The organism is Actinomadura litoris (genome assembly GCF_009733595.1).
Classification (GTDB): domain Bacteria; phylum Actinomycetota; class Actinomycetes; order Streptosporangiales; family Streptosporangiaceae; genus Spirillospora; species Spirillospora litoris.
This window is the reverse complement of the sequence record NZ_WOFH01000008.1, coordinates 408,473-430,833: the sequence shown is the minus strand read 5'-3', so window position 1 is coordinate 430,833 and position 22,361 is coordinate 408,473. Positions and strand designations below refer to the sequence as shown.

General features: G+C 74.3%; 25 protein-coding genes. 11 read left to right on the top strand and 14 right to left on the bottom strand.

What is annotated here, in order from left to right:
* Positions 1-7: 7 nt before the first annotated feature.
* The 5 genes from hypE to GNZ18_RS24100 form a co-directional block, all read right to left on the bottom strand.
* Positions 8-1,054: a hydrogenase expression/formation protein HypE gene (hypE, locus tag GNZ18_RS24120; protein WP_156218786.1), complete on the bottom strand. Its 1,047-nt coding sequence runs from the start codon at positions 1,052-1,054 to the stop codon at positions 8-10.
* Positions 1,051-2,139 carry a hydrogenase formation protein HypD gene (gene hypD / locus GNZ18_RS24115; protein WP_214619991.1) on the bottom strand — a complete coding sequence of 363 codons (1,089 nt, stop codon included), beginning with the start codon at positions 2,137-2,139 and terminating at the stop codon, positions 1,051-1,053. The genes hypE and hypD overlap by 4 nt, the downstream gene beginning before the upstream one ends.
* A complete protein-coding gene (locus tag GNZ18_RS24110) occupies positions 2,136-2,441 on the bottom strand; it encodes a HypC/HybG/HupF family hydrogenase formation chaperone (RefSeq protein ID WP_156218785.1) in 306 nt (101 codons plus the stop codon). The genes hypD and GNZ18_RS24110 overlap by 4 nt, the downstream gene beginning before the upstream one ends.
* 5 nt (positions 2,442-2,446) lie before the next feature.
* Entirely contained in the window at positions 2,447-4,789 is a 2,343-nt protein-coding gene (gene hypF, locus GNZ18_RS24105; protein ID WP_156218784.1) for a carbamoyltransferase HypF, read from the bottom strand.
* Positions 4,790-4,881: 92 nt separating this feature from the next.
* Positions 4,882-7,467: a cation-translocating P-type ATPase gene (locus GNZ18_RS24100; protein ID WP_156218783.1), complete on the bottom strand. Its 2,586-nt coding sequence runs from the start codon at positions 7,465-7,467 to the stop codon at positions 4,882-4,884.
* Between the two features lie 239 nt (positions 7,468-7,706).
* Here GNZ18_RS24100 and GNZ18_RS24095 point away from each other — a divergent pair, with 239 nt between their 5' ends.
* From GNZ18_RS24095 to GNZ18_RS24085, 3 genes are all read left to right on the top strand, one after another.
* A complete protein-coding gene (locus tag GNZ18_RS24095) occupies positions 7,707-8,270 on the top strand; it encodes a DoxX family membrane protein (RefSeq protein WP_156218782.1) in 564 nt (187 codons plus the stop codon).
* 73 nt (positions 8,271-8,343) lie between these two features.
* Entirely contained in the window at positions 8,344-9,201 is an 858-nt protein-coding gene (locus GNZ18_RS24090) for a universal stress protein (protein ID WP_156218781.1), read from the top strand.
* A gap of 76 nt (positions 9,202-9,277) precedes the next feature.
* Positions 9,278-10,123 (top strand): universal stress protein, encoded by an 846-nt coding sequence (locus GNZ18_RS24085; protein WP_246250226.1) that lies wholly within the window; start codon positions 9,278-9,280, stop codon positions 10,121-10,123.
* 34 nt (positions 10,124-10,157) lie between these two features.
* On the opposite strand, the gene GNZ18_RS24080 is transcribed toward GNZ18_RS24085, so the two are convergent.
* From GNZ18_RS24080 to GNZ18_RS24070, 3 genes are all read right to left on the bottom strand, one after another.
* Positions 10,158-10,562 carry an STAS domain-containing protein gene (locus GNZ18_RS24080; RefSeq protein WP_156218779.1) on the bottom strand — a complete coding sequence of 135 codons (405 nt, stop codon included), beginning with the start codon at positions 10,560-10,562 and terminating at the stop codon, positions 10,158-10,160.
* A 137-nt stretch (positions 10,563-10,699) separates the two neighbouring features.
* Positions 10,700-11,584, bottom strand: coding sequence for a universal stress protein (locus GNZ18_RS24075; protein ID WP_156218778.1), 885 nt, complete (start codon positions 11,582-11,584; stop codon positions 10,700-10,702).
* 395 nt (positions 11,585-11,979) lie between these two features.
* On the bottom strand, positions 11,980-12,195 hold the full coding sequence (locus tag GNZ18_RS24070) for a hypothetical protein (RefSeq protein ID WP_156218777.1): 216 nt from the start codon (positions 12,193-12,195) through the stop codon (positions 11,980-11,982).
* 296 nt (positions 12,196-12,491) lie between these two features.
* On the opposite strand from GNZ18_RS24070, the gene GNZ18_RS24065 reads away from it, so the two are divergent.
* The 7 genes from GNZ18_RS24065 to GNZ18_RS43745 all read left to right on the top strand — a co-directional run bounded on the left by GNZ18_RS24065 (position 12,492) and on the right by GNZ18_RS43745 (position 17,681).
* On the top strand, positions 12,492-12,695 hold the full coding sequence (locus tag GNZ18_RS24065) for a DUF1918 domain-containing protein (protein WP_156218776.1): 204 nt from the start codon (positions 12,492-12,494) through the stop codon (positions 12,693-12,695).
* A gap of 8 nt (positions 12,696-12,703) precedes the next feature.
* A complete protein-coding gene (locus tag GNZ18_RS24060; protein WP_214619983.1) occupies positions 12,704-13,177 on the top strand; it encodes a cyclic nucleotide-binding domain-containing protein in 474 nt (157 codons plus the stop codon).
* 5 nt (positions 13,178-13,182) lie between these two features.
* Positions 13,183-13,983: an FAD/NAD(P)-binding protein gene (locus GNZ18_RS24055; protein ID WP_156218775.1), complete on the top strand. Its 801-nt coding sequence runs from the start codon at positions 13,183-13,185 to the stop codon at positions 13,981-13,983.
* Positions 13,984-13,985: 2 nt separating this feature from the next.
* A complete protein-coding gene (locus GNZ18_RS24050) occupies positions 13,986-14,777 on the top strand; it encodes an NADH-quinone oxidoreductase subunit B family protein (RefSeq protein WP_156218774.1) in 792 nt (263 codons plus the stop codon).
* On the top strand, positions 14,761-16,056 hold the full coding sequence (locus GNZ18_RS24045) for a Ni/Fe hydrogenase subunit alpha (RefSeq protein ID WP_156218773.1): 1,296 nt from the start codon (positions 14,761-14,763) through the stop codon (positions 16,054-16,056). Before GNZ18_RS24050 ends, GNZ18_RS24045 begins: the two co-directional genes overlap by 17 nt.
* Positions 16,053-16,583, top strand: a complete 531-nt coding sequence (locus tag GNZ18_RS24040) for a hydrogenase maturation protease (RefSeq protein WP_156218772.1) — start codon at positions 16,053-16,055, stop codon at positions 16,581-16,583. Before GNZ18_RS24045 ends, GNZ18_RS24040 begins: the two co-directional genes overlap by 4 nt.
* 135 nt (positions 16,584-16,718) lie before the next feature.
* Positions 16,719-17,681, top strand: coding sequence for a 4Fe-4S dicluster domain-containing protein (locus GNZ18_RS43745; RefSeq protein ID WP_312874693.1), 963 nt, complete (start codon positions 16,719-16,721; stop codon positions 17,679-17,681).
* A 12-nt stretch (positions 17,682-17,693) separates the two neighbouring features.
* Here the strand turns inward: GNZ18_RS43745 and GNZ18_RS24030 are convergent, their stop codons facing one another.
* Both GNZ18_RS24030 and GNZ18_RS24025 read right to left on the bottom strand, forming a co-directional pair.
* Positions 17,694-19,187: a bifunctional aminoglycoside phosphotransferase/ATP-binding protein gene (locus GNZ18_RS24030; RefSeq protein WP_156218771.1), complete on the bottom strand. Its 1,494-nt coding sequence runs from the start codon at positions 19,185-19,187 to the stop codon at positions 17,694-17,696.
* Positions 19,188-19,193: 6 nt separating this feature from the next.
* Positions 19,194-19,871, bottom strand: coding sequence for a CBS domain-containing protein (locus GNZ18_RS24025; protein ID WP_156218770.1), 678 nt, complete (start codon positions 19,869-19,871; stop codon positions 19,194-19,196).
* Positions 19,872-20,090: 219 nt separating this feature from the next.
* Between GNZ18_RS24025 and GNZ18_RS24020 the strand changes: the two genes are divergently transcribed.
* Entirely contained in the window at positions 20,091-20,246 is a 156-nt protein-coding gene (locus GNZ18_RS24020; RefSeq protein WP_156218769.1) for a hypothetical protein, read from the top strand.
* Between the two features lie 44 nt (positions 20,247-20,290).
* Here GNZ18_RS24020 and GNZ18_RS24015 read toward each other — a convergent pair whose 3' ends face one another.
* From GNZ18_RS24015 to GNZ18_RS24000, 4 genes are read right to left on the bottom strand one after another with little or no spacing between them, the layout of a single operon-like run.
* Entirely contained in the window at positions 20,291-20,743 is a 453-nt protein-coding gene (locus GNZ18_RS24015) for a pyridoxamine 5'-phosphate oxidase family protein (RefSeq protein WP_156218768.1), read from the bottom strand.
* Positions 20,744-20,789: 46 nt separating this feature from the next.
* Positions 20,790-21,632 carry a universal stress protein gene (locus tag GNZ18_RS24010; RefSeq protein WP_156218767.1) on the bottom strand — a complete coding sequence of 281 codons (843 nt, stop codon included), beginning with the start codon at positions 21,630-21,632 and terminating at the stop codon, positions 20,790-20,792.
* A gap of 24 nt (positions 21,633-21,656) precedes the next feature.
* Positions 21,657-21,884 (bottom strand): hypothetical protein, encoded by a 228-nt coding sequence (locus GNZ18_RS24005; protein WP_156218766.1) that lies wholly within the window; start codon positions 21,882-21,884, stop codon positions 21,657-21,659.
* A 43-nt stretch (positions 21,885-21,927) separates the two neighbouring features.
* Entirely contained in the window at positions 21,928-22,299 is a 372-nt protein-coding gene (locus GNZ18_RS24000) for a hypothetical protein (protein ID WP_156218765.1), read from the bottom strand.
* Between the last annotated feature and the right edge of the window lie 62 nt (positions 22,300-22,361).

The window sequence follows — 22,361 nt, the reverse complement described above, 5'->3', positions numbered from 1 at the left end:
GCCGACCTCAGCAGATGCGGGGGAGTTGCTCGCCGACCAGCATGTCGACGACGCGGGCCGAACCGAGCAGCGTGCGCATCTGGACGCGGCCGGGATGGCCCGCGGTGGCCTGCCCGATCCTGACGGCCCCGGCGCCGTCGGGGCGGGCGCGCATCGCGGCGAGGACGGCGTCCGCCGCCTCCGGGGCGACGAGGGCGACGAGGCAGCCCTCGTTGGCGACGTGCACGGGGTCCAGGCCGAGCAGCGCGCAGGCGGCGGCCACCGGTGGCGGGACGGGGATCGACTCCTCGTCCAGCTCCACTCCCACGGCCGACGACTCGGCGAGTTCGTTGAGGGCACTGGCGAGGCCGCCCCGGGTCGGATCGCGCAACGCGTGCACCCGCTCCCCGCCGACCTCGATCATCGCGGCGACCAGCGCGTGCAGTGGTCTGCTGTCGGAGGCGATCTCGGCCTCGAAGCCCAGCCGCTCGCGGGCGCTGAGGATCGCGGTGCCGTGCAGCCCGATCGGGCCGGAGAGCAGGACGGCGTCGCCGGGGCGTCCCCGGACCGCCGACGGCGCGGCGCCCGGCGGGCGCAGGCCGAGGCCGGTGGTCGTGACGTAGAGCCCGTCCGCGGCGCCGCGTCCGACGACCTTGGTGTCCCCGGTGACCACCCGGACGCCGGCGGCCGCCGCCGCGCGCGCCACCGACGCGGTCACCGCGCGCAGCTCGGCCAGCGGCAGGCCCTCCTCGACGATGTAGGCGAGGCTCAGCGCGACCGGTCTCGCCCCCCGCATCGCCAGGTCGTTGACGGTGCCGTGGACGGCCAGGGAGCCGATGTCGCCGCCGGGGAAGAAGCGCGGCGTGACGACGAAGGAGTCGGTGCTGACCACCGCCTCCGCGGAGCCGAGGTCCACGATCGCGGCGTCCTCGGCGGTGACGTCGCCGCCCAGCTCCGCGCCGACCACGTCGTGCAGCAGCTCCGCCATCAGCCGCCCGCCCGAGCCGTGCCCGAGCAGGATCCGCTCCGTCTCCGCGGCCGGGACCGGGCAGCTCGCCATCGTCGGATCGGTCATCGCGTCCTCCCGGCGTTGTAGAAGGCGGCGCACGTCCCCTCGCTGGAGACCATCGGTGCGCCCAGGGGGCGGCGGGGGGTGCACGACGTGCCGTAGGCGGCGCAGTCGGTGGGCAGCCTGGTTCCCCGCAGGATCGGGCCCGCGATGCAGCCGCTGTCCTCGGCCGAGGTCAGGCCGCCCACGCCGAAGCGCCGCTCGGCGTCGTGGGCGGCGAACTCGGGCGCGAGGGCGAAGCCGCTGGCGGGGATGGGGCCGATGCCCCGCCAGGACCGCTCGGTCACCTGGAACACCCGGCGCAGCGCCTCCTGGGCGGCGGTGTTGCCGGTGCGGCGCACGGCGCGGGCGTACTGGTTCTCGACCTCGTGGCGGCCGTCCTCAAGCTGGCGGACGGCCATCAGGATGCCCTCCAGCAGGTCGAGCGGCTCGAACCCGGTGACCACGACGGGGACCCGGTGGCGGGCGGCGATGGGCTCGTACTCGGTCCATCCCATCACCGCGCAGACGTGCCCGGCCGCCAGGAACGCCTCCACCTGGTTGTCCTCGGATTCGAGGATCGCGGTCATCGCCGGGGGGACCAGCACGTGGCTGACGAGCATCGAGAAGTTGTCCAGCCCCAGGGCGTGGGCGCGCAGCACGGCCATGGCGTTGGCGGGGGCGGTCGTCTCGAAGCCGACCGCGAAGAAGACCACCTGGCGGTCGGGATGGTCGGCCGCCAGGCGGACGGCGTCCAGCGGCGTGTAGACGACCCGTACGTCGGCGCCGCGCGCCCGCAGCCCGAGCAGGTCGCCCGAAGACCCCGGGACCCGCAGCATGTCGCCGAAGCTCGTGAAGATGACCTCCGGGTCGGCGGCGATGGCGAGGGCCCGGTCCAGCGTCTCCAGCGGGGTCACGCAGACCGGGCAGCCGGGGCCGTGGATCATGCGCATCCCCGCCGGCAGCAGCTCGTCGATGCCCTGCCGGACGATCGTGTGCGTCTGCCCGCCGCACACCTCCATGATCGTCCACGGCCGGGTGGCGGTGGAGCGGAGGCCGGCCAGCAGCCGCCGTGCCACGGCGGGGTCCCTGTACTCGTCGAGATATCTCACGGCGTCCCCTCCATGCCGGCCGCAGGATGGCGGCCCGCCGGGACGGGCGGCTCCTCGTCCGCCCCGAGTTCGGCCGCCAGCGCGTCGGGGATCGCGCGGATCACCGCGAGCGTGCGCGCGGCCTCCTCCTCGTCCACCGTGCTGATGGCGAACCCGACGTGGACGATGACGTACTGCCCGACGTCCGCGTCGGGGGCGAAGGCGAGGCAGACCTCGCGGCGGACACCGTCGAAGTCGACGACGCCCATGCGCGGGTCCTCACCATGGACCTCGATGACGCGTCCCGGGATGCCCAGGCACATGACGCTCACTCCTCGCTCGTCGCGGCCGACAGCCGCGCCGCCGCGACCACCGCCTGCCCGTAGCTGACACCGCCGTCGTTCACCGGGACGCGCTCCCCGGCGAAGACCTCGAACCCGGCGCCGCCGAGTGCCGCCCGGACGGCGGTCTCCAGCGCGCGGTTCTGGAAGACGCCGCCGGAGAGGCAGACCGTCCGTACGCCGGTCTCCTCGCCGGCGCGTTCGCACAGGGCGGCGGTGACGGCGGCGAGGGTGTGGTGGAAGGCCGCGGCGATCGCCCCCGGCGGCTCCCCGCTCGACCGGGCCTCCAGCACGTCGCGGAGGGTGGCCGCGCCGTCGTAGACCCACAGCCCGTCGCGGCGGGCCAGCCGCCAGGCGAGCGGTGCCGCGTCGCCGTGCCCTGCGGCCGCGGCCTCCAGGCGCATCGCCGCCTCCCCCTCGAAGCGGTTGTCCTCGCAGACGCCCAGCAGGGCCGCCACCGCGTCGAAGAGGCGCCCGGCACTGGACGCGGGCGGCGAGTTCAGCCGCCGGTCGATCATGCGGCGCACGAGCGCGACCTCCCGTTCGGGCAGGCGGGCCGCCGGGTGGGCGGCGGGCGGCGCGTCAAGGGCCGGCCCTCCCAGGTCCTCGGCGCCGAACAGGTAGCCGAGCGCCATCCGGGCCGGGCGTCGGACGGCGACGGCCCCACCGCACAGCGGGGCCCGGGAGAAGCGCCCGAGCCGCCGGTAGCCCGCATAGGTGGCCAGCAGGACCTCACCGCCCCAGAAGGTGCCGTCGTCCCCCAGCCCGAGTCCGTCGTAGGCCACGCCGAGGAACGGGCCCTCGACCTCGTGCTCGGCGGCGGTCGCGGCCACGTGGGCGTGGTGGTGCTGGACGGCGATCCGCCGCTCGGCGGGCCAGCGGGCGGCGTGCTTGGTGGACAGGTACTCGGGGTGGAGGTCGTGGGCGACGTACACGGGATCGACGTCCTCGATGACGAGCCGCGCCTCCAGCGAGCGCTCGAACGCCTCCAGCGTCTCCGCGTCCTCCAGGTCCCCGATGTGCGGGCCGGGGACCGCCCGCCGCCCGGACGCCACGGTGAAGGTGTGCTTGAGCTGTGCCCCCAGCGCCAGCAGCGGTTCGGGCGCGGCCACCGGCAGCGGCAGCGGCGCGGGAGCGTACCCGCGGGCACGGCGCACGGTGGACGGGCGTCCCGCGCGGACGCGGACGACGCTGTCGTCATGGCGGGCCAGGACGGGCCGGTCATGGGCGAGGACACCGTCGGTGACGGGTGCGAACAGGCGGACGGCCTCGTCGTCGTCGATCACCATGGGGCCGCCGGCGCGATTGGCGCTCGTCACCACCACAGGCCGTGCCAGATCCCGCAGCAGCAGGTGATGCAGCGGACTGTAGGGGAGGAAGATCCCGATGTCGGGCATGCCGGAGCACACCTGCGGCGCCACGGCTCCGCCCACCTGGGGCGCTAGCACGATAGGCCGGGCGGGGGAGGCCAGCAGCTCCACGTCGGCGGCGGTCAGCGAGGCCAGCGCGGACGCCGCCGCGACATCGGCGACCATCACGGCGAGCGGCTTCGCCTCCCGCCCCTTGGCCGCGCGGAGCCGTTGCACCGCGCCCGTGCCGGTGGCGTCGCACACCAGCTGGTAGCCGCCGATCCCCTTGACCGCGACGACCCCGCCCCCGGCGATCGCCGCCACGGCGGCGGCCACGGCCTCCTCGCCCGCCGCGTCCGGGCGGGCCTCGACCGCCGCCGCGCCGCGCCGCCAGGCCGTCCGGGGACCGCAGTCGGGGCACGCGATGGGCTCGGCATGGAAGCGGCGGTCGGCCGGGTCGTGGTACTCGGCCGCGCACGCCGCGCACATGGCGAAGCCCCGCATGGTCGTCCGCGCCCGGTCGTAGGGCAGGCCCGCGATGATGCTGGCGCGCGGCCCGCAGTCGGTGCAGTTGACGAACGGATAGCGGTACCGGCGGTCGGCCGGGTCGTACAGCTCCTCCAGGCACGCGTCGCATGTGGCCAGGTCGGGCGGGACGTCCCGGGCGGCCGCCGCACCGGCGGCGCTGCCGAGAACGCTGAACCCCGCGGGGAGCGCCGCATCCGCCAGGCGTGTCGTCAGCACGTCCGTCACCGACGCGTGCCGCGGCGCGTCCTCGACGAGCCGGGCGGCGAAGTCGTCCAGGGCCGTGTTGTCACCGGCGGCCCTGATGACCACGGCACCGCCCGCGTTGCGCACGTCGCCGCGCAGGCCGCGGGCCGTGGCCAGGCGGTAGACGAACGGCCGGAAACCGACTCCCTGCACGGTCCCGCGCACCTCGATCCGCCGCGCGCCGGCACCGGCGTCCTGGCCGTTGGTCATGAGGACAGCACACCGGCCCGGTGGACCGCGCGGCAGGGCCGCCCGGCACGAGAATCCGGGACCAAGGTCCCGTTAGCCGGCACCGACACGGATCAGCGGGGGCGCTGGACGCGTTTGAGGAGTTCGACGAGCACGTAGGAGACGAGCGCGACGGCGGCGACGCGGAGCCAGGCGGGGCCGTCCAGCGGCGCGGAGTCGAAAAGGTCGTTCATCGCCGGGACGTAGGTGTAGACGGCCTGGATCCCGGCGAGCGCCACGGCGCTGACGGCGACCCACGGGTTGCGGCGGACGCCCCGCCACAGCAGCGGACGGTCCAGGGACAGGCAGTTGAACAGGTACGTCATGAGCGTCAGGGCGAAGACGTTCACGACGATCGTCTGCGCCTCCCCGGTGGAGGCGCCGTGGGCGCGCTCCCAGTGCTGGAGGCCGAACGCCCCGGCGAGCAGGATCGCCGAGACCAGCAGGACGCGGAGCGTCATCGCGCGCGTGAGCAGCGGCAGCGCCGGGTCGCGGGGCGGGCGGCGCATGATGTGCTCGTCCTTGGGCTCGACGGCGAAGGGCAGGCCGAGGACGAGCACGGCGGTCATGTTCAGCCACAGGACCTGGAGGGGGAGCACCGGCAGCGCCGTCCCGGCGAGGATCGCGGCGACCAGCACCAGCCCGAGCCCGATGTTGGACGGCAGCGCCCACACGATGAACTTCACGAGGTTGTCGAAGACGCCGCGCCCCTCCTCGACCGCCCGCTCGATCGAGGCGAAGTCGTCGTCGGTGAGGACCATGTCGGCCGACTCCTTGGCGGCGTCGGTGCCGGTCCGCCCCATGGCGACGCCGATGTCGGCCTGCTTCAGCGCGGGGGCGTCGTTGACGCCGTCGCCGGTCATCGCGACCACGTGGCCCGCGTCCTGGAGGGCCTGGACGAGGCGGAGCTTCTGCTCCGGGGACACGCGGGCGAACACCGTGGTGGCGGCGACGCGGCCGGGGTCGGCGGCGGCGAGTTCGGCGCCGGTCATCGCCGCGCCGTCGCCGAGGCCGACGCGGGCGCCGATGGCGCGGGCCGTGGCGGCGTGGTCCCCTGTGATCATCTTGACCTGGATCCCGGCGTCGTGGCAGGTCCGGACGGCCCGCGCGGCCTGGGGGCGCGGCGGGTCGAGCATGGCCTGGAGGCCGAGGAAGGTCAGGGGCGGCAGATCGTCCAGGTGTCCCGCGCCGGTGTGCGCCTTGGCGAAGGCCAGCACGCGCAGCGCCTGGCGGCCGAACTCCTCGGCGCGGGCGGTGACGTCGGCGGGGGCGTCGTCGCAGAGCTCCAGGATGCGCTCGACGGGGCCCTTGGCGTAGACCGTGCCGTCCTCGTGGAGCGTGGCCATGAAGCGGCGTTCGGAGGTGAACGGCAGCGCGGCGACGCGGGGCGGCGCGGCCCCGAGCCCGGCCTTGGCGGCGCTGGTGAGGAGCGCGCCCTCGGTCGGGTCGCCCGCCACCTGCCAGGAGTCGCCGTCCTGGACGAGTTCCGCGTCATTGCACGCCGCCCCGGCCAGCAGGGTCTCGCGCAGCGCGGGATGGCCGTCGAGGTCGACGGGCTCCCCGTCCCGCTCAAGGGTCCCGGACGGCGCGTAACCGGTTCCGGTGAGGGTGTAGTCGCGCCCTCCGGCGGTGACGGCGGTGACCGTCATCTGGTTCCGGGTGAGCGTGCCGGTCTTGTCGGTGCAGATCACGGTGGTGCCGCCGAGCGTCTCGACGGCGGGCAGCCGCCGGACGATGGCGCCGCGCCCGACCATCCGCGCGACGCCGAGCGCCAGCGTGATCGTGACGACGGCGGGGAGCCCCTCGGGGATCGCGCCGACCGCGAGCGCGACGGCGGCCGTCAGCATCTCGGCGGCGCCGCGTCCGCGCAGCGTGCCGACCGCGAACGTCAGCACGGCCAGCGCCAGGACCGCGACCGTGACCAGCGCCCCGAACCGGGCGATCTTGCGGGTCAGCGGCGTCTGGACCGCGCCGGTGTCGTGGACGAGCCGGTGGATGTCGCCGAGCTCGGTCCGCGCGCCGGTCGCCACGACGATCCCGGCGCCCCGGCCGCGTGTGACGAGCGTCCCGGAGTAGGCCATCCCGGCGCGATCGGCCAGCGCGGCCTCGGGCAGCGCCGCCGGGTCCTTGGCGGCGGGCACCGACTCGCCGGTGAGCGCCGACTCGTCGACGGCCAGCTCGTCGGTCCGCAGCAGCCGCAGGTCGGCGGGGACCTTGCCGCCCGCCTCCAGCTCCACCAAGTCGCCGCGCACCAGCCCGGCGGCCGGGAGCGTGACGCGCGCCCCGTCCCGCACGGCCGTCGCCGTCGTCTCCGTCAGCGCCGCGAGCGCGGTGAGGGCCTTCTCCGCCCGCGACTCCTGGACGAACCCGACCACGGCGTTGACGACCACCACGCCCAGGATCACCACCGCGTCGACATGCTCGCCCAGCAGCGCCGTCACCCCGGCCGACACCAGCAGGACGTAGATCAGCGGACTGTTGAACTGGAGCAGGAACCGCACCACCGGGCCCCGCCCCCGCGCGGCGGGCAAAGTGTTGGGCCCCTCCCGCGCCAGCCGCGCCCGCGCCTCGTCCCAGGACAGCCCGCGCCGCTCGTCCACACCCAGCTCGCGCGCCACATCGGCGGCGGACCTGCGATACGCGGGCTCGGCGGTCGTCATCGTCGCACCTCCTGTCGGCTTCACCGTGCCGCCCGCGACCTCGTGGCCGCAGAGGCGAAGGTCCCCCTGATGGGGGATTCCGAACCCTTCGCGCCGACCGGCGCCGAGGGGGTCGATCGGGCCCGGAGGCGGGGACCAAGGTCCTTCGGGCCGGGTGCCGAAGGTGCCTACAGCCGGGTGCGACGGCGGGATTGGATCAAGGACGTACCAACGACGATCTAGTAGAAGGTGAGACGGCGATGACGGTTTCCGAGCACAAGACACGCGCCGGGCGCGGCACGCTGATCCGCGTGGTGGTGCCCCGGCCGCTGACCGAGTCGCCCGCGGCGCGCTACGTGTGGGCGGTGGCCCGCCTCGCGCTGGGCTGGGTGTTCGTGTGGGCGTTCCTGGACAAGACATTCGGCCTGGGGCACGAGACCCCCTCCGCCAAGGCGTGGGTCGACGGCGGCAGCCCCACCGAGGGGTTCCTCAAGCACTCGCCGGAGGGCCCGCTCACCGGCTTCTACCACGGCATCGCCGGTGCCGCCTGGGCGGACTGGCTGTTCATGATCGGGTTGGCGGGGATCGGTGCCGCGCTCGTCCTCGGCGTCGGCATGCGGATCGCCGCGGCGGGCGGCGCGGCGCTGCTGGTGATGATGTGGTCGGTGGTCCTGCCCCCGGAGAACAACGTGTTCATGGACGACCACCTGATCGACGCGCTGCTGATCGTCGGCCTGGCGCTGGTCAGCGCCGGCGACACCCTCGGCCTCGGCCGCTGGTGGGGCGAGACCCGCCTGGTCAAGCGCTTCCCCGTCCTCAAGTGACCGATCCCGCCGGGGGCGCTCGGACGGGCGCCCCCGGCATCGCGTCCACGCTCGACGGCACCGAGGAGACATGATGAGCGAACGGCGGAGCGACGGGGTGGTCGTCGGTTACGACGGCTCCGCGCAGAGCGGGAGGGCGGTGCGGTGGGCCGCCGAGGAGGCCCGGTTGCGGGGCGTCCCGCTGACGGTGTGCCACGCCTGGGGCACCTACGCGAGCGCGGGGCCGATGGCGATTCCGATCACCGATCTGCGGGTGGCCGCCGAACGCGTCCTGGCGGAGGGCGTGGAGCACGCCCGGCAGGACACCGGCGACGTACGGGCGCTGCTCGGGAACGGCGCTTCCGCCCCGATCCTGCTGGAGGCGGCGGCGAACGCGGAACTGCTGGTGGTGGGCTCGCACGGCCACGGCGGCTTCGCCGGCCTGCTGCTGGGCTCAACGGCCGCCGGCCTGGCCGCGCACACCCCCTGCCCCTTGGTGGTCGTGCGGTCCGGGGCGCGCCGGGGCGGCGCCGCCGGCCCGGTGGTCGCGGGCGTCGACGGGTCGGCCTCCTCGCTGGAGGCGCTGGCCCTGGCGTTCACCGAGGCCGACCTCCGCCGGACGGAGCTGGTCGTGCGACTGGCGTGGCCCGGCTCCGCCGACGCCGAGGGGCTGCCCCTGGTCGACGCCGAGGGCCTGCGCGAGCTGGCCGAGGAACGGCTCGCGCGTTTCGTCGCGCCGCTCCGCGAGCAGAACCCGAAGATCGCGGTGCGGACCGAGGTGGTGCGGGGATCCGCCCGCGAGGTGCTGCTCCACGCAGCGGAGGAGGCCGCGCTCCTGGTGGTCGGGTCCCGGGGAGCGGGCGGTTTCCGCGGGCTGCTGCTGGGCTCGGTGGGCCAGGCGCTGCTGCACCACGCCGCATGCCCGGTGGCCATCGCGCCCCATCGGGACTGACGAAGACCCAGGTCTGCCGGACCCGCCGTTCCCGCACGCGGTGCGTTGGACGCGGTCGATGGAATCAGGAGGACGTATGAGCGACGTACTGGTCGGATACGACGGCACGGACGAGAGCGAACGCGCCCTGGGGTGGGCGGTCGGGGAGGCGCGGCTGCGGCGGCTGCCGCTGACCGTCTGCCACGCCTGGCGCTGGCCGTACCCGCGTGACTACATCGACCGCGAGGGCATGGCGATCGTCAAGCGGACGGGCGAGCGGCTGCTCGACCACGGTGTGGCCCTGGCCAGGAACCTGGCCCCCGAACTGGAGGTCCGCAAGCGGTTGACGGACGGCGGCGCCGCCTCGGCGTTGCTCCACATGGAGCACGAGGCCGACCTGATCGTGGTCGGTTCCCACGAGCCGGACGGGCTGCCCGTGGGATCGACGGCGCTGCGGCTTCCCGCGCGCTCGCACCGTCCGGTCGTGGTCGTCCGGTCGGCGGCGCCCGAGGAGGGGCTGGTCGTCGTGGGCGTCGACGGATCCTCGGGCGGCGACGCCGCGCTGGGGTTCGGGTTCGAGCAGGCGGCGCTGCGCGGCTGGCGGATACGGGCGGTGTACGGCTGCTGGGAGCCGGGCGCCGCACCGGGCGGTGACCTCTCGATCTTCGGGGACGAGGCCGCGCTCCGGCGCGTGTGCGGGACCGTCCTGGAGAGGGCCGTCGCCCCCTGGCTCGTGAAGTACCCCCAGGTCGCCGCCACGACGTCGCTGGTGCTGAGGTCACCGCGCGAGGCCCTGTTCGAGGCGGCCGACGAGGCGGCCCTGGTGGTCGTCGGCGCTCGCGGGACGGGCGTGGTCGAACCACTGGCGTTGGGCGCGACGAGCGACGCCATCCTCCAGCAGGCCCCCTGCACGGTGGCCGTCGTCCAGCGAGGTCTGGGCTGAGCGGAACAGCGCTCCATGATCGGAGAGCGGTCGTTCAGCCGCGCCGCGGCCAGGCCGCGCCCGGACGGACGAACCGCCGGTGGACGCCGGTGATGCGCAGCACCTTCGCGACCTGCGGGCGGACCCTGGTGAGGGTCACCGAGCCGCCCTGGCGCTCGGCCAGGTCGCCGGCGGCCACGATCGCCGCGACGCCCCGCGCGTCGCAGAACGTCAGCGCCGAGGCGTCGATCACGATGTCCGGGCCCTGCGAACGGATCAGGCCGGCCAGTCCGACGCGGAACAGCCCGCTCGTCGCGATGTCCAGTTCCCCGGCGACCGCGACCCGCGCCCGCGACGCGGCGCCGCGGGGATGCGCCGTTCTCCGCGCCGGTGCGGTGTCGATCCGGAGTGCGGCGCCGACCTGGGAGGCCGCATCCGGCGAGACGGCGTGGGTGCTCATGACGGATCCCTTCGTGCGGCTGACGTTCCCTCCAGCCTCCGGCGTCCGCGTGCCCCGACCCTAGGGACGAAGGTCCCGGCGGCGACCCGCCAACGTCCGCCGTGGGCCGCCTGAACGTCCTTGCCGGGCGAAGAACCCTATACGGACGATCCGCTGGGCGGCCCCGCCTGCGGGACGATGGCGACGGTGCAGGGAGCGTGGTGGAGCATCGCCGAGCTGGTCGCGCCCAGCAGGAGCGGGTCGATCTGGCCGGTGCCGCGGTCGCCCACCACCAGCAGGTCCGCGTCGCGCGCCGCGTCCAGCAGGGCTTCGCGGGGCCGTTCCAGGACCAGCGAGACCTGCATGTCGAGGTCGGGGCAGCGCTCACGCCACGGCGCGGTGACCCGCTCCAGCATGGCGGCGCGCGTCCGCGCCAGCCGCGCCTTGTCGGTGAACAGCGGCAGCTCGGATTCGGGTACCGCGCCCGGTTCCCAGGCTCCGTACACCACGCGCAGAGGCCAGCCGCGCAGGACGGCCTCATCGACGGCCAGGCCCAGCGCCGCCTCCCCGCCCGCGGAGCCGTCGACCCCCGCCACCACGAGGCCGCGCGAGGGCGCCGCGTGCCGGACGGCGATCACCGGACGGCGCGCCTGCGCCGGCAGGCGCATCGCGGTTGACCCGGCGGCCAGCCGGTGGCATTCGTGGGTGCCGACCACGATCAGCTCGGCGTCCTCGGACTCGCGCACCAGCGCCTCGCGCACCGGTTCGCTCCTCAACCGCCTGCGCACCGTGTCCGCGCCGAGATCACGCGCCCGGCGCGCACCGCGTTCCAGGAGCCTCTCGCCCGCCCGCCTGATGACCGCCTCGGCGTTGTCGTCCACGTGTCCCGGCGGGTACGGCCAGTGCCAGCAATGGCAGATCACCAGCGCGAGCTCTCGCGTCCGGGCCTCGGCGACCGCCCAGCGCAGGGCAGCGTCGTTCTCCTGGGTGCCGTCATAGCCGAACAGCACGTTCGGTCGCTGATTCCTCGGCAGCCTTCCCATCGTCCGCCTCCCCACGAACGTCGAGCAGGAATCGCTCTCGATACCAGTCTCCGCATCGGATACCCGCTCCGGAGGTGCCAAAGGTCCCCAGTCGGACCACCGCCGGTCGCGGCGCCGGAGGGTGAGAGCCCGGCCCCGTCGGAGGCCGAACGGACGACCCTGGTGAGGAAGGGCCCTTGGGCCGGTGGATTCTGGCTTATGACGGTGACGATCCCGCCACCGAAGGGCTCCGGGAAGCGCTTGCACGTTGCGCAACGGCTATCTCGCCACGCGGGGCGCCGCTGAGCTCCCTGGTCTTCGCGCGCTCCGACGGGGATCTATAGGCCGGGCGCCTCCGGCCTCTCAGCGGCCGAAGGGCCCGAGCCCGGGGGACCAGGGGCACCCCGCCCCGCGCGTCAGGTGGTGTGCGCCGGGACCTTGCGCAGGCGGTCGCGCTGGAGCAGACGCTCGACGTCGCCGGTGGTGACCGTGCCGACCACATGGTGGTCGGCGGCCACGACCGCGATGAGGTCGCCCGCCACGGGACCGTGCGCCAGGAGCCCGGAGGCCGGATCGTCGGGCCCGACGACGCGGTCGGGCGGCAGCGGGGTCGCGATCCTCCCCAACGGCACGTCGGCCTGCGCCGCGGCGACACGTGCCAGCCGCTTCAGGGAGACAACGTCTGTTTCATCGGATCCTCCAGTCGTCCCTCTCAGGCTGACCCCGCCGACGCGGGGATCTAAGGGCCGATACGCCCCTGCGGACGGGACTTTGGCCTACCGGCCCCTCCCGGCGGCGAGGGCGCCCCCGGCGCGCGATCGGACCTCTGGAGCGGGACCGAATCCGAGCCGAATGAGGGACCTTCGTCCCTGCCGCGCGGCGGCCGGCACGGATCAGGCTGAGATCGGTACGAGGTGAAGGAGGAGTGATGCAGGCGAGAAAGGGAGACTGGGTGGTCGTCCGCGGGCACCAGGTGGGGGAGCCGGACCGCAAGGCGCTCATCATCGACGTGCACGGCCGGGACGGGGCTCCGCCGTATGTCGTCCAGTGGGACGACGGCCATGAGAGCACCTTCTACCCGGCGGCCGACGCCGTGATCGAACGGCACGCCGCGCCGGCCCCGCCGAGGTGACGTCCGCGATGGACCGGGTCTCGGCCGACGACCTGAGACGGGAGCGGTTCTTCCACGGCATGCCGGGCCCGCACCTCGCCCGGCTGGCGACCGCCGGCCGCGTGGTGGAGTTCCCGGCCGGGCGCCGCGTCTTCGAGGAGAACGGCACGGCCGAGTCGTTCTGGGTGATCCGCTCCGGCACGGTCGCCCTGGACCTGCATGTGCCGGGGCGGGGCCCGGTGGTGGTGGAGACGTTGGAGGCCTCCGCCGTTCTGGGCTGGTCGTGGCTGTTCCCTCCGCACCGGTGGCGCTTCGGCGCCGTCGCCGTCCGGCCCGTCGAGGCGACGCGGTTCGACGGGCCTCTCGTGCGGACGTTGGGCGCCACGGATCCAGAACTCGGCTACGACATGGCGCTGCGGTTCGGGACCGTGATGCTGGACCGGCTGGAGGCGACCCGGATCCGGGTGCTCGACCTGTACGCGCACCCCGGGGAGCCCAGGTGACGCCCATGGCGCCCGTCCCGTACCGGGTGGTCGCGAAACGGGCCGAGACCGCCGAGACGGTCACGCTCACCCTCGCCCCGGTGGGGGCGGCGATACCCGAGCCTGAACCGGGACAGTTCACCATGATGTACGCGTTCGGGATCGGTGAGGTGCCGATCTCGGTCAGCCGCACCCGTCCGGTCCTGGAGCAGACGATCCGGGCGGTGGGCGCCGTCACCGGCGCCCTGTGCCGGGCGGAGGCCGGGCAGGTGATCGGCCTGCGCGGGCCGTTCGGCACCGGCTGGGGCGTGGACGAGGCGCGCGGCCGCGACCTCGTGCTGGCCGCCGGGGGCATCGGGCTCGCGCCGCTGCGCCCCGCGATCCTGAGGGCGCTGGCCCGGCGGGACGACTACGGCCGCGTCGCCGTCCTGATCGGCGCCCGCACTCCGGGCGACCTGCTGTTCGAGGACGAGCTGGAGACCTGGCGGGCACGCGGCGCGCAGGTGGAGGTCACCGTGGACCGGCCCGCGCCGGGGTGGACGGGCCACGTGGGCCTGATCACCGCGCTGGCCGGTTCCGCCGACGTCGATCCGTCGCGGGCCGCCGCCTACGTCTGCGGCCCCGAGATCATGATGAGGCTCACCGCGCAGGCCCTGGCGGGGCTCGGGACGCACCCCGGCCGGATCCGGGTGTCGCTGGAGCGCAGCATGCGGTGCGGCATCGGCTGGTGCGGGCACTGCCAGCTCGGCCCGCTGCTGATCTGCCGCGACGGCCCCGTCGTGCCCTATGAGAGCGCGGTGCCCCTCATGGCCGTCAAGGAGTTGTGACCATGAGACCCACCCTCGCGGTGTGGAAGTTCGCCTCCTGCGACGGTTGCCAGCTCACCCTGCTGGACTGCGAGGACGAGCTGCTCGCCCTCACCGGGCGGATCGAGATCGCCCACTTCCTGGAAGCGACGGCCGCCGTGGGAGAGGGGCCGTACGACGTCTCGCTGGTGGAGGGGTCGGTCACCACGCCCGAGGATCTGGAGCGGATACGGCACGTCCGGGCGATCTCCCGGAAGCTGATCACGATAGGGGCGTGCGCGAACGCCGGCGGCGTCCAGGCCCTGCGCAACTTCGCCGACGTCCGCGAGTTCGCCTCCGTCGTCTACGCCAGCCCCGAGTACATCGAGACGCTCGCCGACTCCACGCCCATCGCGGCGCACGTCCCGGTGGACTTCGAGCTGCACGGCTGCCCGATCGACCGCCGCCAGCTCCTTGAGGTCCTGTCGGCCCACCTGACCGGGCGGAAGCCCGACGTCCCCGCCCACAGCGTCTGCTTCGAGTGCAAGAACCGCGGCAACGTCTGCGTGATGGTCGCCCACGGCACACCCTGCCTCGGCCCCGTCACCCATGCGGGCTGCGGTGCCATCTGCCCCGCCTATGGACGTGGTTGCTACGGCTGCTTCGGCCCCACTCCGAACTGGAGCGGCGCCCGGCCCAACACCCGCGCTCTGCTGCCCTGGCTCGACATGACCGAGGACGAGACCGAACGCGTCCTGTCCACATTCAACGTCTCCGCCTTCCGTGAGGAACCCGGAGGCGGGCCGGAGGAGAGCGGCGATGACCCACCGCAATGACCGCACGCTGAACGTCTCCGCGCTCGCGCGGGTCGAGGGCGAGGGCGCGATGTACGTCCGCGTGCGCGGCACGGACGTGGAGGAGGTGCGGCTGAACATCTACGAGCCGCCCCGCTTCTTCGAGGCGTTCCTGCGCGGCCGGGCGCACACCGAGCCGCCGGACATCACCGCGCGGATCTGCGGGATATGCCCCGTCGCCTACCAGATGAGCTCCTGCCTGGCCATCGAGGACGCGTGCGGAGTGGCCGTGGACGCCGCCCTCACCGAGCTCCGGCGCCTTCTCTACTGCGGCGAGTGGATCGAGAGCCACGCCCTGCACATCTACCTGCTGCACGCCCCCGACTTCCTCGGCTACCCCGGCGCGGTCGAGATGGCGCGCGACCACCGGGCCGTGGTCGAACGGGGCCTGCGGCTGAAGAAGGCGGGCAACACGCTGATGGAGGTCATCGGCGGCCGTGCCATCCATCCGGTGAACGTCCGCGTCGGGGGCTTCTACCGGGCCCCCTCGCGCGGAGAGATGGCCGCGCTCGCCGAGACGCTGCGGCCGGCCCTGGACGACGCGCTCGCCACGGTGCGGTGGGCTGCGATGTTCGAGTTCCCCGACTTCGTCCACGAGCACGAGTACCTGGCGCTGTCCGCCGACCGGTACCCCCTCGACGGCGGGACGCTCCGCACCAGCGCCGGACGGGCCTTCCCCGCCGCCGCGTTCGAGGAGCACATCGTCGAGGAGCAGGTCCCGCACTCCACGGCGCTGCACGCCCGCTTCACCGACGGCGGCGTCTACCTCACGGGCCCCCTCGCCCGCTACGCCCTCAACCGCGACAAGCTCTCCCCGCTCGCCCTGGAGGCCGCGGCGGCGGCCGGGCTCGGCGCCGAATGCCGCAACCCGTTCCGCAGCGTGCTCGTCCGCGCCGTCGAGGTCGTGTACGCCATCGACGAGGCTCTGCGGATCATCGACGCCTACGAGCCGCCGCCCCGTCCCGCCGTCCCGGTGCCGCCGCGTGCGGGCACCGGCCACGGTGTCACCGAGGCGCCGCGGGGAGTCCTGTACCACCGCTACGACCTGGACGCCGACGGGCTGATCACCGCCGCCCGGATCGTCCCGCCGACCTCGCAGAACCAGACCGCGATCGAGGACGACCTGCGGCGCTTCGTCGCGCCCCGGCTGCACCTGGACGACGCGAGCCTCACCGGCCGCTGCGAACAGGCGATCCGCAACTACGACCCGTGCATCTCCTGCTCCACCCACTTCCTCGACCTCACCGTGGACCGGACATGACCATCGTCATCGGCGTGGGCAACGAGTTCCGCCGGGACGACGGCGCCGGACCGGCGGCCGTCGAAGCGCTGCGCGGCCGGGTGGGCGTCACGCTCGCGGTGACCGACGGCGAACCCGCCCGGTTGATCGAGTTGTGGGCCGGCGCCGACCTGGCGATCGTCGTGGACGCCGTGCGCTGTGATCCGCCCTCGCCCGGCCGCGTCCACGAACTCGGCCTGGACACGGCGGCGCTCGCCGCCCCGCCGGTCACCGGCCATTCCCTGGGGCTCGGCGACGCCGTCGCGCTCGGCGCCGCCGTCGGCCGGATGCCCCGCGTCCTGGAGGTGCTGGCCATCGAGGGGAGCGAGTTCGGCTTCGGCCGGGGGCTGACCCCGCGGGTCGCCGCCGCCGTCGACTCCCTCACCCGGCGCCTCACCGCCCGGCTCGCTCCGCGACCCGCTTCGCTCTGCGGCCCCCATGAGCCTGGACGACCCGTGCCCGCGACATCCGATGGAACCGATGCACCAGGGAGGAAAGATGACGCCTGAGAACAGGGAGCTGAGAACCCTCGCCCCCTTGTACGACGCGCTCCGCCGCGCGGGCTACACGGTCGTCGGCCCGACGGTCCGCGACGGCGCGATCGTCCTGGACGAGCTGTCCTCAGCCGACGATCTTCCCTACGGGTGGGGCGTCACGCTGCGGCCCGGCGGCTACCGGTGCACCGGCGCGGCGACGGCGCCGCGTTCGCCCACACGGCGGGCCCCCAGTCCTGGAAGCCTTTCCTGCATCGGCCCCGGGTCAAGCTGTGGGACGCCGACCGGACCGGCGAGGGGTTCGAGGTCCGCGACCAGGCGCCTGATCCGCCCCGATACGCCTTCCTGGGCGTGCGGCCGTGCGATCTGCGGGCCATCGCCGTCCAGGACCGCGTCCTGATGGGCGGCCGCGACGTCGACCCCGACTACCGGGCACGGCGCCAGGGCGCCTTCATCATCGCCGTCAACTGCACGGAACCCGGTGAGACCTGCTTCTGCGTCTCCATGGGGACGGGACCGGAGGCCGGCCCCGGATACGACCTCGCGTTCACCGAGCTCGTCGACGACGACGGCCCGCGCTACGTCGTCGACATCGGCACCGAGGCCGGCGCGGCCGTCATGGCCGACGTGCCCTCCGGCGCCGCCGCCGGGGCCGACGTCGAGCGTGCCCGCGCGGAGGTGCGGGCGGCGGCGGATCGGATGGGCCGCGAGATGCCCGCGCTCGGGCTGCGCGACCTCATGGCGGAGAACCTGGACTCCCCGCGCTGGGACGACGTCGCCGAACGCTGCCTCAGCTGCGGCAACTGCACCATGGTCTGCCCCACCTGCTTCTGCACCAAGGTCACCGACACCACCGACCTCACCGGCGACCACGCCGAGCGCTGGCAGCTCTGGGACTCCTGCTTCGACCTCGACTTCTCCCACCTGCACGGCGGCAACGTGCGCGCCTCCGCCAAGAGCCGCTACCGGCAGTGGCTGACCCACAAACTCGGCACCTGGCACGACCAGTTCGGCTCGTCGGGCTGCGTGGGCTGCGGCCGGTGCGTCGTCTGGTGCCCGGTCGGCATCGACCTCACCGCCGAGGTCGCGGCCCTGCGCGCCGAGGCCCCGTGAACGCCCGGCCCCTCAGCACTCCGGGTCGGCCGGCGCCCCGTGCGGCCGGACGGCGGCGAGAGCCTGGGAGAGGGCGTCCGACAGCGCTCCGCCGGTGTCGACGGTGATCGCCTCCGGCCAGGGCGCGGCGTGCGCGCGCATGCCCGCGGCGATCCCGGCGTCGGCGTCGGACGCGCCCCGGGGGCGGCTCCGCATGCGCTCGGCGCAGACGTCCTCGGGGGCCTCGCAGCGCAGCGGCGTCAGGTTCGCGTGCGTCCGTCCGGCCACGGCGGCGAGGAGGTCCCGGTTCTCCGTCGAGGTCCAGGACGCGTCCAGCACCACCGTCTCGCCGAGCCCGAGCAGCCGCTCCGCGCGCGCCGCCAGCTCGCCGTAGGTGCGCCTGCTCCATTCCGGGTCGTAGATCCCGGCGCCGTAGTCCGCCGGGGCCGGCCGCAGCGGCTCCAGCCCGGCGAGTTCCTTGCGGACGCGGTCGCTGCCGACCACCGAGCAGCCGAGCCGGTCGGCCAGCGCTCCGGCGAGCGTGCTCTTCCCCGTCCCGGGCAGCCCGCCCACGAGGACGAGCCCCACCTGCGCGGCGCGCAGGTGCCGCAGCGCGACGTCCGCGTAGGACCGCGCCTCGGCGGCGGCGTCCGGGGAGCCCTGGCCGTGCCTGAGGCAGGCGACCTTGGCGCGGACGAAGGCGCGGTAGGCGATGTAGTGGTGGCGGAGCGAGGGCGGGGCGGGGTCGGCGGCGAAGTCGGTGTACCAGCCGATGAAGGCCGTCGCGAGGTCGGCGGCGCCGAGGCGTTCCAGGTCCATCGCGAGGAACGAGGCGTCGTCCAGGCCGTCCAGCCAGCGCAGCCGCTCGTCGAACTCCAGGCAGTCCAGGATGCGCGGGCCGTCGTCCAGGCAGAAGATGTCACCGGCCAGCAGGTCTCCGTGGCCGTCCACCACGCGTCCGTCGGCGATGCGCGCGTCGAACAGGGCCTCGCGTCCGGCGAGGAACGTCGTGGCGAGATCCTCGATCTCGGCCGCCGTCCCGGCGTCGATCACCTCGCCGTGGAAGGGCCTGACCTGGTCGAAGCCCGCGCGCCAGCGCTCCCTCACGGCGTCGCGGGTCTCCTGGGCCGAGATGTCGGGGCCGCGCGGCGCCCGCGCGTGCCAGGCCGCCAGGGCGCGCGCGACGTCGCGCAGCGCGTCCCGCACCGGCGCCCCGGCCTCGACCAGGGTGGACAGGCGCCGGGCGGCGGGCATCCGGCGCATGACGACCAGGTGGTCACAAACGCCGCCGCCGGGCGCGCTCACCTCAGCGACGCCGAGGTACACGTCCGGGGCGAAGCGCCTGTTCAGGCGGACCTCCTCCCGGCAGGCCCGCGCGCGCAGCTCGGGGGTGCCGAAGTCCACGAACCCGAGGTCCACCGGCTTCTTGAGCTTGTAGGCGCGGTCGCCGACGAAGAAGACCACGCCGATGTGGGTCTCGGTGACGGCGGCGCCGCCATCCGTGCTGCCGTGCACGCTCTCGTTCATGGCCGCTCAGGCCCTCGGGTAGGCGGTCGGGTGGGTGTCGTCGTGGTCGTAGTCCAGGTCCTGGACGACGTCCACGACGCCCTCGGTCGCGGCGGTCATCCGCACGACGACCGGGACGAGGCTCTTCAGATCGACGCGGCCGGTGAGGTGGACGACCCCGCCCTGGACGCGGACGCGCAGGACGGCGGGGTCCTGCCACAGCCGGCAGACCAGGACCTCCCGGACGATCTCGTCGTGGATGTCGGCGTCGGAGCGCTGGAAGACCGACAGCAGGTCGCGGCGGGCCACGATCCCGGCCAGGCGCCCGTCGGGGCCGACGACCGGAACGGCCCTGAAACCGCGGGAGTTCAGCAGCCGGGCGACCTCCGCGACACCGGTCCCGGGCGTGACGGTCACGGCCGGAGAGGTCATCAGCCCCCGGGCGTCGACGGCTCCCGCCTTGGCGTCGGCGCGGGTGCGGCGCCACAACCCGAGGCGCCGCCGCCCGGTGTCGTCTCTGGACTCCTCCTTGCGGAGAAGGTCGGACTCGGTGACGACGCCCACGAGGCGGCCTTCGGCGTCCAGGACCGGGACCGCGCTGATGCGGTGCCGGGTCATGGCCTCAGCGATCTCCACGAACGGGGTTTCCTCGGTCACCGTCACGACGTCCCTGGTCATGACGTCCTCGACCGTGAGGCGCTTCATGGCTCTCCTTCCGGGGGTTCCCTGAACCGCTCCCACCCTCTCGCCGCAGGCCGCCCGCGGGTCAGTGCCCGGAGTCCCGCCCGGCAGGGACCTTCGGCCCGAAAAGGGGCGGGCAAGCGCGGACGGCCCTGCCCGCCCCCGGATACCTTCGGCTCTACCTGCGAATACCCCGGAAATCGAGACCGAAGACGAGTCATCGAACACGGGGAAGGGAGCCCGGTGGGCGAGATGGCGGTCGTGCACCGCGAGAACGGGGAGCGCGGCACGCTGCTGGACGCGGTCATGGCCTGCACGGTCCACGACTCGATCCTCGACGCGCCGCGCATGGACGTCGGCATCGAGGCCGGGGCCGAGGTCGAGGTCGAAGCCGCCTGACCCGTCGGTGAGCGTGTGAGCCCTGCCGCCGGTGGAGCGGCCGGTCAGCCGGGGTCGTCCGGGGGGTCGACCCGCTCGCTGGTCACCCCGCCTGGATGGAGCGGGATGCGCCGCCCGGTGATCTTGTGGGGGGTGAGCCTGACGAACCGCGCCCCGGCCGGGCGGGCCCACGGGGCGAGCGGCAGGGCGCCGAGCCGCTCGGTCTCGGCCGGATCGGTGACGACCTCCGCCGGGCCGGTCAGCAGCACGCTCCACGCCGTGCGCAGCGCGGGTTCGAGGTCGTCGGCCTCGAACGTGAGGGGCCGGCCGCCCCGGACGGCGTCGAGCTTGGCGCCCGGCGCGGTCATGAAGACCAGCGCGTCCCCGTCCATGGCGAAGTTGACCGGCAGGACGGTGACGGTCCCGTCCTGCCCGGCCCAGGCGATCCGTCCGACCGGCACGTCCTGGAGCAGCGCCAGGCATGTTCCGGGATCGAGCGGTTCCAGCTCGCTGGTCATGATGTCTCGATGGTGTCACACGCCCCGGGACGTCGCGGAGCGGGCGTCAGCCGTGAGGGCGGACGACCGCGACGGGGCAGCGGGCGTGGTGGATCACGCCGTGGCTCACGGAACCGAGCGGGAGCGCTCGGCCACGGGACCCCACCACCAGCAGCTCGGCGTTCCCGGAGGCCGATGCCAGCATCTCCACCGGATGCCCGATGACGACGTCCTCGACGACCTCGACGCCGGGTAGGCGTTCGCGCCAGGGGGCCACGGCCGCGGCGAGATGGCCGCGGAAGGTGTCGGTCGCGGCGCGCAGGTCCACCCCCGCCTCGATGGCGAGGACCGCCGGGCGCCAGGCGTGCAGGACGCGCAGCCGCGCCCCCCGGGCCGCCGCCGCGGCGAAGGCGTGGTCGAGCACGGGCGCGGGGTCCTCCAGCAGGTCGAGCCCCGCCGCGACCTCGCCCGCGGTCGGCTCCGCCGGGCCGCGGACGACGACCACCGGGCCGGGGAAGCGCCCGGCGAGATGCAGGCCGGTGGAGCCGAGGAGCAGATCGGCGAACCCGCCCAGGCCGCGATCGCCGATCACCGCCATCGCGGCCTCGTCGGCGTACTGCCGCAGCCCGTCCGCCACGCTCCGGTCGTGGACGATCATGGTTTCGACCTTGATGCCGGGCTGTCGGCGGGAGGCCGCGTCGCGTCCGTCCTCCAGGATCTTCTGGGATTCCCGCGATGGCCCGTCGTAGGTCGCGCTCTCCGCGAACAGGCGGTGGCGGGTCTTCAGGACGTGCAGGATGCGCAGTTCCCGACCGGACCGCGCGGCCTCGTCGGCCGCCCAGGCGATGGCGCGCTCGGATCGCGCGGAACCATCGGTTCCGACGAGGATCGCCGTGCGTCGCTCGGACATATGCCTCTCCTTGGATGGTCGTCGTCAACGGTGAGCGCCGGACCTCAGCGGCGGCAGGAGCAGGAGTTCGCGCGCTCGCCGCAACGGCGCCGGCTCCGCGCCGCCGTCGCTCGGCGGGTCCAGGGGGGTGCCCTCCAGAGCCGCGGCCATCAGCGTGGCCGCCTCGGTCAGCAGGGCGACCTGCCGCTCCAGGACCGCGATGCGGTTCTCCAGGGACAGGACGGAGAATCCAGGGGTGATCTGCCTCGTCATTGCGATGCTCCCTCGTGTCGGCGCGCCGCCGGTCGGCGACACGTCAGAGGCGGTGCCCGTTCCGGTCCCCCTGGGGGTGCCGGTGCGCCTTGTGGTGCTCGGGGCGGCGGGTGATGTTCTCCGCCCTGGTGCGCAGCCGGACTCCGGCGAGCGCGATGGCCTCGGGCATCGTCGCCGCCGCGGCGTGGGCGTTGACCGGCATGCCGTTGAGATCCGCCTGGAAATGGACCAGGTGGGGGCGGGGCACCGCGGGGTCCGGCAGAACGCTGAGCGTGGCCTTCGCGAAGAGGATCGGACGCGGCACGTACGCCAGTGCCCGGACGACGACCTCGCGCGCGTGCCGCATGTCCTCCTGCGGCACGTCCCTGGTGGCCGTGAGATGGATGTCAAGTTCGTATGAGTCTGTGCCAGGCATCCTCGGTCTCCTCTGCGAAGGGTCAGCGCTCTCAGCATCGGTCCGTGCCGGAGGCGGGCCCA

Coding starts and splice junctions, on each gene's coding strand:
- hypE (WP_156218786.1), bottom strand. CDS start 1,054: ATGACCGATCCGACGATGGCGAGCTGCCCGGTCCCGGCCGCGGAGACG.
- GNZ18_RS24110 (WP_156218785.1), bottom strand. CDS start 2,441: ATGTGCCTGGGCATCCCGGGACGCGTCATCGAGGTCCATGGTGAGGAC.
- hypF (WP_156218784.1), bottom strand. CDS start 4,789: ATGACCAACGGCCAGGACGCCGGTGCCGGCGCGCGGCGGATCGAGGTG.
- GNZ18_RS24100 (WP_156218783.1), bottom strand. CDS start 7,467: ATGACGACCGCCGAGCCCGCGTATCGCAGGTCCGCCGCCGATGTGGCG.
- GNZ18_RS24095 (WP_156218782.1), top strand. CDS start 7,707: ATGACGGTTTCCGAGCACAAGACACGCGCCGGGCGCGGCACGCTGATC.
- GNZ18_RS24090 (WP_156218781.1), top strand. CDS start 8,344: ATGAGCGAACGGCGGAGCGACGGGGTGGTCGTCGGTTACGACGGCTCC.
- GNZ18_RS24085 (WP_246250226.1), top strand. CDS start 9,278: ATGAGCGACGTACTGGTCGGATACGACGGCACGGACGAGAGCGAACGC.
- GNZ18_RS24080 (WP_156218779.1), bottom strand. CDS start 10,562: ATGAGCACCCACGCCGTCTCGCCGGATGCGGCCTCCCAGGTCGGCGCC.
- GNZ18_RS24075 (WP_156218778.1), bottom strand. CDS start 11,584: ATGGGAAGGCTGCCGAGGAATCAGCGACCGAACGTGCTGTTCGGCTAT.
- GNZ18_RS24065 (WP_156218776.1), top strand. CDS start 12,492: ATGCAGGCGAGAAAGGGAGACTGGGTGGTCGTCCGCGGGCACCAGGTG.
- GNZ18_RS24060 (WP_214619983.1), top strand. CDS start 12,704: ATGGACCGGGTCTCGGCCGACGACCTGAGACGGGAGCGGTTCTTCCAC.
- GNZ18_RS24055 (WP_156218775.1), top strand. CDS start 13,183: ATGGCGCCCGTCCCGTACCGGGTGGTCGCGAAACGGGCCGAGACCGCC.
- GNZ18_RS24050 (WP_156218774.1), top strand. CDS start 13,986: ATGAGACCCACCCTCGCGGTGTGGAAGTTCGCCTCCTGCGACGGTTGC.
- GNZ18_RS24045 (WP_156218773.1), top strand. CDS start 14,761: ATGACCCACCGCAATGACCGCACGCTGAACGTCTCCGCGCTCGCGCGG.
- GNZ18_RS24040 (WP_156218772.1), top strand. CDS start 16,053: ATGACCATCGTCATCGGCGTGGGCAACGAGTTCCGCCGGGACGACGGC.
- GNZ18_RS24030 (WP_156218771.1), bottom strand. CDS start 19,187: ATGAACGAGAGCGTGCACGGCAGCACGGATGGCGGCGCCGCCGTCACC.
- GNZ18_RS24025 (WP_156218770.1), bottom strand. CDS start 19,871: ATGAAGCGCCTCACGGTCGAGGACGTCATGACCAGGGACGTCGTGACG.
- GNZ18_RS24015 (WP_156218768.1), bottom strand. CDS start 20,743: ATGACCAGCGAGCTGGAACCGCTCGATCCCGGAACATGCCTGGCGCTG.
- GNZ18_RS24010 (WP_156218767.1), bottom strand. CDS start 21,632: ATGTCCGAGCGACGCACGGCGATCCTCGTCGGAACCGATGGTTCCGCG.
- GNZ18_RS24005 (WP_156218766.1), bottom strand. CDS start 21,884: ATGACGAGGCAGATCACCCCTGGATTCTCCGTCCTGTCCCTGGAGAAC.
- GNZ18_RS24000 (WP_156218765.1), bottom strand. CDS start 22,299: ATGCCTGGCACAGACTCATACGAACTTGACATCCATCTCACGGCCACC.